This window comes from Candidatus Sodalis sp. SoCistrobi, assembly GCF_900143145.1.
In the GTDB taxonomy this organism is placed as follows: Bacteria; Pseudomonadota; Gammaproteobacteria; order Enterobacterales; family Enterobacteriaceae; genus SoCistrobi.
The window spans coordinates 1-7451 of the sequence record NZ_FRDB01000150.1; the positions used below are offsets into that span (position 1 = coordinate 1).

At 51.3% G+C, this 7451-nt stretch carries 8 protein-coding genes; 2 read left to right on the plus strand and 6 right to left on the minus strand.

What is annotated here, in order from left to right; translation table 11 throughout:
* The 6 genes from CINSTRO3249_RS10680 to CINSTRO3249_RS10705 form a co-directional block, all read right to left on the minus strand.
* Nucleotides 1-181 (minus strand): IS1 family transposase (locus CINSTRO3249_RS10680; RefSeq protein WP_074013271.1); only part of this gene is annotated, 181 nt, incomplete at its 3' end.
* Between the two features lie 229 nt (nt 182-410).
* Nucleotides 411-3197 (minus strand): DNA polymerase I, encoded by a 2787-nt coding sequence (gene polA, locus CINSTRO3249_RS10685; protein ID WP_074013272.1) that lies wholly within the window; start codon nt 3195-3197, stop codon nt 411-413.
* Between the two features lie 418 nt (nt 3198-3615).
* On the minus strand, nt 3616-4239 hold the full coding sequence (gene dsbA / locus CINSTRO3249_RS10690; protein WP_074013273.1) for a thiol:disulfide interchange protein DsbA: 624 nt from the start codon (nt 4237-4239) through the stop codon (nt 3616-3618).
* Nucleotides 4240-4281: 42 nt separating this feature from the next.
* The gene (locus CINSTRO3249_RS10695; RefSeq protein ID WP_074013276.1) at nt 4282-5268 is read right to left on the minus strand and encodes a serine/threonine protein kinase; all 987 of its coding nucleotides are present in this window, start codon (nt 5266-5268) and stop codon (nt 4282-4284) included.
* An 80-nt stretch (nt 5269-5348) separates the two neighbouring features.
* Nucleotides 5349-5618, minus strand: coding sequence for a YihD family protein (locus CINSTRO3249_RS10700; RefSeq protein WP_074013274.1), 270 nt, complete (start codon nt 5616-5618; stop codon nt 5349-5351).
* Nucleotides 5619-5978: 360 nt separating this feature from the next.
* Nucleotides 5979-6557 carry a helix-turn-helix domain-containing protein gene (locus CINSTRO3249_RS10705; RefSeq protein ID WP_074013275.1) on the minus strand — a complete coding sequence of 193 codons (579 nt, stop codon included), beginning with the start codon at nt 6555-6557 and terminating at the stop codon, nt 5979-5981.
* A 177-nt stretch (nt 6558-6734) separates the two neighbouring features.
* Here CINSTRO3249_RS10705 and CINSTRO3249_RS10710 point away from each other — a divergent pair, with 177 nt between their 5' ends.
* Nucleotides 6735-6971 carry a helix-turn-helix domain-containing protein gene (locus tag CINSTRO3249_RS10710; protein ID WP_025245731.1) on the plus strand — a complete coding sequence of 79 codons (237 nt, stop codon included), beginning with the start codon at nt 6735-6737 and terminating at the stop codon, nt 6969-6971.
* Nucleotides 6972-6973: 2 nt separating this feature from the next.
* On the plus strand, nt 6974-7451 hold a 478-nt coding region (locus CINSTRO3249_RS10715; RefSeq protein ID WP_305781686.1), incomplete at its 3' end, for a DNA-binding protein.

Below are 7451 nucleotides of genomic sequence, written 5' to 3' on the forward strand. Positions count from 1 at the left end.
TGAAGGCCATATCAACGATCTGCTCTTTAACTCCCGGCTTTCGCGCTTCATAGCGGTAGGTAAGCTGGAATACACGGTGACAGCACTGACACCGGAAGCGTTCGCGCTTAGTTGGACTAAGGCCATGCCGATAAATTTCATCTGAATGGCAGCGAGGACAATGAACAGAAACTGTAACCAAGTGGAAACCTCAAATAGAGGCAGAATATCACAAAATTCAACTATTTGAAGGCATTACCAGAACATCTTACCTCTGTACCCTACGCCGATAACTTTACCCTATTTTTTGATGGGGCAAAAGAATTTTTTGTAGTTTACTTTCACCTTTTTACGTATAAGGAATGCTTATTGTGGGAATACATCACATTTTAATGTAGCTTAATTACAAAAAGTGCTTAGTCATTCGCCACTTAGTGAGCTTGATCCCAGTTTTCGCCGACGCCCACGTCCACCTGCAGCGGCACATCCAGCGTAAAACAGCCTTCCATCAACGCCTTAATGCGTGCTTTGGCGCTCTCTACCGCATCGCGCTGCACCTCAAAGACCAGTTCATCGTGCACCTGCATAATCATGCGGACCGGTGGCGCTTCCTGCTGTAGCCAGCCATCAATTGCAATCATCGCCCGCTTGATAATATCAGCGGCGGTACCCTGCATCGGGGCGTTAATAGCGGCGCGCTCCGCGCCTTTTTTACGCATGCCGTTGCGCGAGTGGATATCCGGTAAATACAGGCGGCGGCCGTCCAGGGTTTCGACATAGCCCTGATCGCTGGCCTGCCTGCTGGTGCGTTCCATATATTCCAACACGCCGGGATACCGCTCGAAATAGAGATTCATGTATTTCTGCGCTTCCGATCGCGGCACCGATAGCTGACGCGCCAGACCAAAAGCGCTCATGCCGTAAATCAGGCCAAAGTTAATCGCCTTGGCGCTGCGGCGCTGATCCTGGGTCACCTTTTCCAGCGGCATACCGAAGACTTCGGCGGCGGTGGCGCGGTGAATATCCTTGCCGGCAGCAAAGGCGTTCAGTAATCCGGCGTCGCGCGAGAGATGCGCCATAATGCGCAGCTCAATCTGTGAATAGTCCGCCGCCACGATAAGCGCGTCCGGCGGCGCGATAAACGCTTGCCGGATGCGCCGGCCCTCATCGTTGCGCACGGGAATATTCTGCAGGTTCGGGTCGCTGGAGGACAGCCGTCCGGTGGCGGTGACGGCCTGATGATAAGAGGTATGGACCCGCTTCGACAGCGGGTTAATCATCTGCGGTAGCTTATCGGTGTAGGTGGATTTAAGCTTGGCCAGGCCACGATATTCCAAAATCAGCTTCGGCAGCGGATAATCCAGCGCCAGCTCGGCCAGCACTTCTTCATTGGTAGAAGGGGCACCGCCGGGGGTTTTCTTCAGCACCGGCAATTTCTGCTTATCGTACAAAATCGCCTGCAGCTGTTTAGTAGAAGAAAGATTAAACGGTTCTTCCGCCAGTTGGTGCGCTTCCGTCTCCAGCTCTTCCAGGCGTTTAGCCAGTTCCACCGAATGTGCGGCGAGGATAGTTTCATCGATAAGCACGCCGGTGCGCTCGATGCGCGACAGGACCGGCACCAGCGGCATTTCGATTTCCCTAAACACCTTCTCTAACGCCGGCGCCTGCTCAATGCGTGGCCACAGCTTTTGGTGCAGACGCAGCGTCACGTCGGCGTCTTCGGCGGCGTAATGTGCGGCCTGCTCCATTGCTATTTGATTAAATGTCAGCTGATTGCGGCCTTTACCCGCTATTTCTTCAAAGCTCACGGTGCTGTGCTGTAAAAAACGCTCCGCCAGGCTGTCCATATCGTGGCGGCCGGCGACGCTGTCCAGCACGTAAGATTCCAGCATGGTATCGAACGCGATGCCCGCCAGCTCGATATCGTATCGTTTCATAACCCCGCGATCGAATTTAAGATTCTGGCCGATTTTGCCGATGGCGGGATCTTCCAAAACCGGTTTCAGCGCCGCCAATACCGCCGCACGGTCAAGCTGGTCCGGCGCATCCAGGTAGTCGTGCCCCACCGGCAGATAGGCGGCCTCACCCGGTTTCACGGCAAAACACAGCCCGACCAGATTCGCGGTAAGCGTGTCCAGCCCGTCGGTTTCGGTATCAAAGGCGAATACACCGGCGCGGCGAATCGCAGTGATCCACGTCTCCAGGGTCGCCATAGTGTCGATAATGACATAGCCGTCTTTCGACAACACCTCGGTTGGCTCCTCGGCCGCCGCCGGACGGGGCACGGTAAACGGCGACGGTGCGGCAACCGCACTTTTGCGTCCCTGCAGCCATTTACCCGCTTCCAGATCGCTCAGCCAACGTTTGAATTCATAACGCTGGAACAACAGCATCAGCGCTTCGGCCTCGGGCTCCTCCACCGTTAACCGGTCATAGGGCAAGTCCAGCGCCACATCGGTTTTAATGGTCGCCAGCTGGTAGGACAGGAAAGCCACTTCGCGGTGCTGCTCAAGCTTGGCGGCCATAGTTTTAGCGCCGCGAAAGCTCAGGGTACTGACGCTATCAAGCTGTTGATAAAGGCTTTCCAGCCCGCCCAGTCCCTGCAGTAGCGCCTGCGCGGTTTTCTCACCCACCCCCGGCACGCCCGGAATGTTATCGGAACTGTCGCCCATCAGCGCCAGATAATCGATGATGAGCTCCGGCGGCACGCCAAACTTCAACTGCACCTCCTCCGGGCCGAGGATGGTATTCGACATGGTATTAATCAAGGTGATTTTGGGCGACACCAGCTGCGCCATGTCCTTGTCGCCGGTGCTTATCAGCACATCCCGGCCGTCGCGCGCCGCCGCCAGCGCCAGCGTCCCGATAACGTCATCGGCCTCGACGCAGCTGACAGCCAGTAGCGGCAGACCCATCGCCTTGACCATATCATGCAGCGGTGCTATCTGACTGCGCAAGTCGTCCGGCATGGGCGGCCGGTGGGATTTGTAATGCTCGAACAACTCATCGCGAAACGTCTTGCCTTTGGCGTCAAACACTACCGCCACATGGCTTGGCCGGTACTGCACCAGCAGGCTTTTGAGCATATTCAATACGCCGTACATCGCCCCGGTAGGTTCCCCCTCGCTATTGGTCAGCGGCGGAAAGGCGTGATAGGCGCGGTAAAGATAGGAAGAACCATCCACCAAAATAATCGGGTTTTCTGCGATTTGGACCATAGCGTATTTCGTTCTTTTTCAGTCAGCAAAGATAAGGGGTAGCATGCCACAGCCGGCAGCCGGAGACGATGGTTAGCGTAGCATAAGGGCGATAAAAATACCGGGAATGCGGCCAGATCCGCAGGATCATGCTGTGGATAACTTTGTGAGTAAAAAATATAGTTTTTATTGACAGGCGCGATATTCGCGAGGTCGCTAGACAAAAAACCTTTATTATCAAGTAATTAATATATTAACCTGACAATAGCAAATAACTTCACAAGGGTATTGCCATTGTGGATATAAACCTGCTATGGGCCGTTACGGGCATCAGCATTATCCTCAGGCAGATTAAGGAGATACTTGCTGTTTAGCACATCGCCAGAAATGACAACGCCGGCATCTGCAGGCGTTTTGCATCATTCGCCCGCAGGCGATTTTACTTTTGGCTAAGTAAAAATTTCACGACATCGGCGAATTGTTTGGTATAAGCGTCCATAGACGACATATCCAGCCCATCGTTTTTCACCATATATTTGCCGTTGACAAACATCGCCGGCACGCCGCGCAACTGCAGATCGGTGGCCGCTTTTTCCTGCTGCACCACCAGCGATTTCACAACAAAGCTGTTCCAGGCGGAGTCATATTCTTCCGCGCTGACGCCCGCTTTGACAAACGCCGCGCGGATATCGTCCGGCGTTTGTATGGTTTGCGTTTTTTGCACACCATCAAACAGCAGCGGACTCACTTTATCTTCCACGCCCAGTGCCATGGCTACCGCCCAGGCTTGAGTCAACTGTTTGCCCATTGGCCCTAGAAAATCCACATGATATTTGGTCATGTTGGTGCCGGCAGGCAGCGCTTTTTTTACCGTGCTGGAGATGTGATAAACCTGCTCGAATTGATAACAATGCGGGCAATAAAACGAGAAAAATTCCAGCACCTGGGGTTCACTGGTCACCGGCTTGTCGAGTTGGACATATTGCTGACCTTCAGTGAATTGCGCGGCCGTGGCACTGAACGCCAACGCGATACCCATCAACGCAAACCATATTCTTTTCATAAATAGTGTCTCTCCAAAATGAATAACATAGGCTTAAAACAATCAATATACCGGCATCAGCTGCAACGGCGGCTGTTGCAACAGCGCCGCCTGTTCAATAAATAGCGCGGTTTGTTGCGACCAAAATTCCCCTTCAACCATCCACGGAAAACTGCGCGGAAACGCCGGGTCGTCCCAGCGACGGCTAACCCAGGCGAGATAATGGATCATTCGCATTGCCCGCAGCGGCTCAATCAGGGCCAGTTCCCGTGAATCGAAGTCCATGAATTCAGCATAGGCGTCCAACAGCAGCGACAGCTGATACAGTCTGTCGCGGCGATCGCCATTAAGCAGCATCCAGAGATCCTGGACTGCCGGACCATTGCGGGCATCGTCCAAATCAACAAATGTCGGACCGTCACGCCACAATATATTACCGGCGTGTAGATCGCCATGCAGACGCAGCGGCCGCCAATCGGTGTTCCACACCGCATGCACCTGCGCTATCAGCTGATCACAGGCTTGTAAAAATACCGCTTTCTGCCGGCCTGCAATCAGAGTGCTATTTTCCAGCTCGTGACGCGGCTGCGTCAGATATTCTACCAATCCCATGGTGGGGCGCGCGCTAAAGCAGCGACTGCCATTGTGTCGGTGAATACGGCCAAGAAAGCGCCCTACCCATTCCAGCTGGTCATCGTTATCCTGCTCGAAAGCCCGGCCGCCAACGCTGGGAAACAGGGAAAAATAATAGCCAAGATGTAGATGCAGCGTCGCATTATGAATAACAAGCGGCGCCACCACCGGTATTTCGGCTGCCGCGAGCTCATGCGCCAGCTGGTGCTCTTCCAGAATTTGATCGGCACTCCAGCGCTCGGGGCGATAAAATTTAACGACATAACGCTTCTTGTCTTCGTCCAGAAACTGATAGACGCGATTTTCATAGCTGTTCAGCGCGGTTAAACCGGAATCAACGACGATCCCCGTCTGTTGCAGGGCGTCCATGATCAAATCGGGCATTAATGCCTGGAAATTGAACCCTGTGCTCATAATCTGCCGCCGCAACATGTAATCGTAAGTAACGTCAGGACGGCCCGGTGCGACCCACGCAGAAAGAGTCTCATCAACTCGGCTTACTCCTTAATAATTCCGCGAGCGCGCAAGATGGCCGTTTTAAAGTCTTCTTCATAATCTTTCGCCAGACCAGGAATAGCGGCCGTTTTATCGCTGCCGCGCATTTTTAAATGATAGATCAGAATATCATCGGTCAGGCCGGTGAGACTGCCCTGATAACCTGCCTCCTGCGCCAGCTTTTCCAGGAATTGTACCAGATTAAGATCAGGCTCTTGTTGCCAGGCGGGATGTAACAACTCCACTAGTTCATTAACGCGATGGCATTTCATAACACATTCCTTAGTCAACGTCTGACAGTACTGTAGCAAGATTCGCGAATGGGGATAAACAGCATTATCCTGTGGGGTGGCAATCATTTCTGGACTCTTAAGTTGAACGATGGGTTAGCCGGAAGCCCTTTAATGGCGCGGCTTGCAGCGGTTTTACAGATTTTGGACTCGCCGCAAAAAAATGGGCAGAAAATGATTTTTTTGCACTAAATTCTGGACTCGAATGACTGTGGTTTGAGCAGATTTAAAGGTAGTTTAAACGCTTTTTGGGCATCCATTAGATATATGTGAATTAGGTTAAAAAAATATTAGTAAATCATAAAAATAATGAAATGAGATAGATAATGGCCTAATCTTTATTTAGGCTGCTCCACTTTTCTTACAGTTTAAGCTTGCCACATATTCTACTGCACACTCTTCAGATATCGCCCCCTTTTTAGCTTCGTGTAGGGCTATCAGACGTTCTTTTTCTTCTTTTGGAAGTTGGAGTAACAGGCTATCTAAGTCATCTTTACGTCCTGATAACGCTAATACACCCTTTGCCCCCTCTTGCAAAAGCAGGCTTATTAATGCCTCTAAATCTTTTTTATTCAGAGACTTATAAATCATATGCCAAGTAGCTTCTAAAGGATCTTCTATTAGGCTTTCCTCGTTAATCGACGGAATCTCGCTAGTTGAGACCACTTCTTTCTGGGTGCATGGTGAACCAAATGCAAGCCATTCTAGGCTAACGCGTTCCTTATGTGCGATATTCTGCACCACCGTAAAAGATGGTTCTGTACCCCTAGTTAAATAGTTGTGCAATGTTGAGAAGGATAACCCCCATTCAGTTGCAGCAGTTCTAGCGCTTCTATTGCCTATAAGTTGTTTAAGGCGTGCGACAAAATTTTCTTTTCCATCCATATCAAAAGCAAAATTACTTGTTTTCTTCTTCCTCATTTTCTTTTCCCTATAACTTATTTATAATAATCAATAAAATGAAAAAAATACCTCTTATGTGATACAATAAGAAAAGAAAATTCATTATTTGCTTTCCTTGTCTTAGATTTGAGATATTATTGCTGTATCGGTAAGCCCCATGACTTACCCGCATGGTTAACTTTTTAGGGTAATCGAATGATAGATAGAAATGAAGTGAATCATCGTGACTGGCACCGGATTGATATCGTGGCCTCCCTGCACAAGAAGGGGATCACCATGCAAGATCTTTCCCGCGGCTCGGGGCTGGCGTCCAGCACGTTAAAAAACGCGCTGTATCGTCCCTATCCCAAAGGTGAACGCATTATCGCTAATGCACTCAATGTGGATCCGGCCAGCATTTGGCCAAGTCGCTATATGAGTAAGGTGTCGTAATTATGTTTGTTACGGTGAGTGAGTTAGTCGGTTTTCCCGGATTACCTAGCACCTTGCAGGGACTTCGCTGGTCATTGAATAAGCGGACTGCAAATTCACCCGATTTAGTCCGTAAGCGTTCAGGCACCAAGGCTTTCGAGTACCACATCGATTGTTTACCAGAGCAAGCTCGCGAGATCATCAAACAACGGCACTATAAATCTTTAATAGCGCAGGCTCCGGCCCAACCGGTTGATGAGTCGGTCAAGCACAGCGCCGCCATCAAGTCGCGTGATGAGCTGGCGATCATGCGCCAATGTCCGGCCCTGCTTGAGCGCAAGGTGCAGGCCCTCAACGATCAGCAGAAGCAGATCGCCGATGCGCGCATGAGGCTGGCACAGGAAGTGATCCGGTTACAGCAGGTCGGCATGACCCGCATTGCGGCGGTGACCTTTATCGTCGAGGAGTCAAAGGCCGGTACATTGCCCGAGGCATTGCAGC

Bases quoted from the DNA above. Each gene is read 5' to 3' on its own strand.
- CINSTRO3249_RS10700 (WP_074013274.1), bottom strand. From the start codon at position 5,618: ATGAAATGCCATCGCGTTAATGAACTAGTGGAGTTGTTACATCCCGCC.
- dsbA (WP_074013273.1), bottom strand. From the start codon at position 4,239: ATGAAAAGAATATGGTTTGCGTTGATGGGTATCGCGTTGGCGTTCAGT.
- CINSTRO3249_RS10705 (WP_074013275.1), bottom strand. From the start codon at position 6,557: ATGAGGAAGAAGAAAACAAGTAATTTTGCTTTTGATATGGATGGAAAA.
- polA (WP_074013272.1), bottom strand. From the start codon at position 3,197: ATGGTCCAAATCGCAGAAAACCCGATTATTTTGGTGGATGGTTCTTCC.
- CINSTRO3249_RS10710 (WP_025245731.1), top strand. From the start codon at position 6,735: ATGATAGATAGAAATGAAGTGAATCATCGTGACTGGCACCGGATTGAT.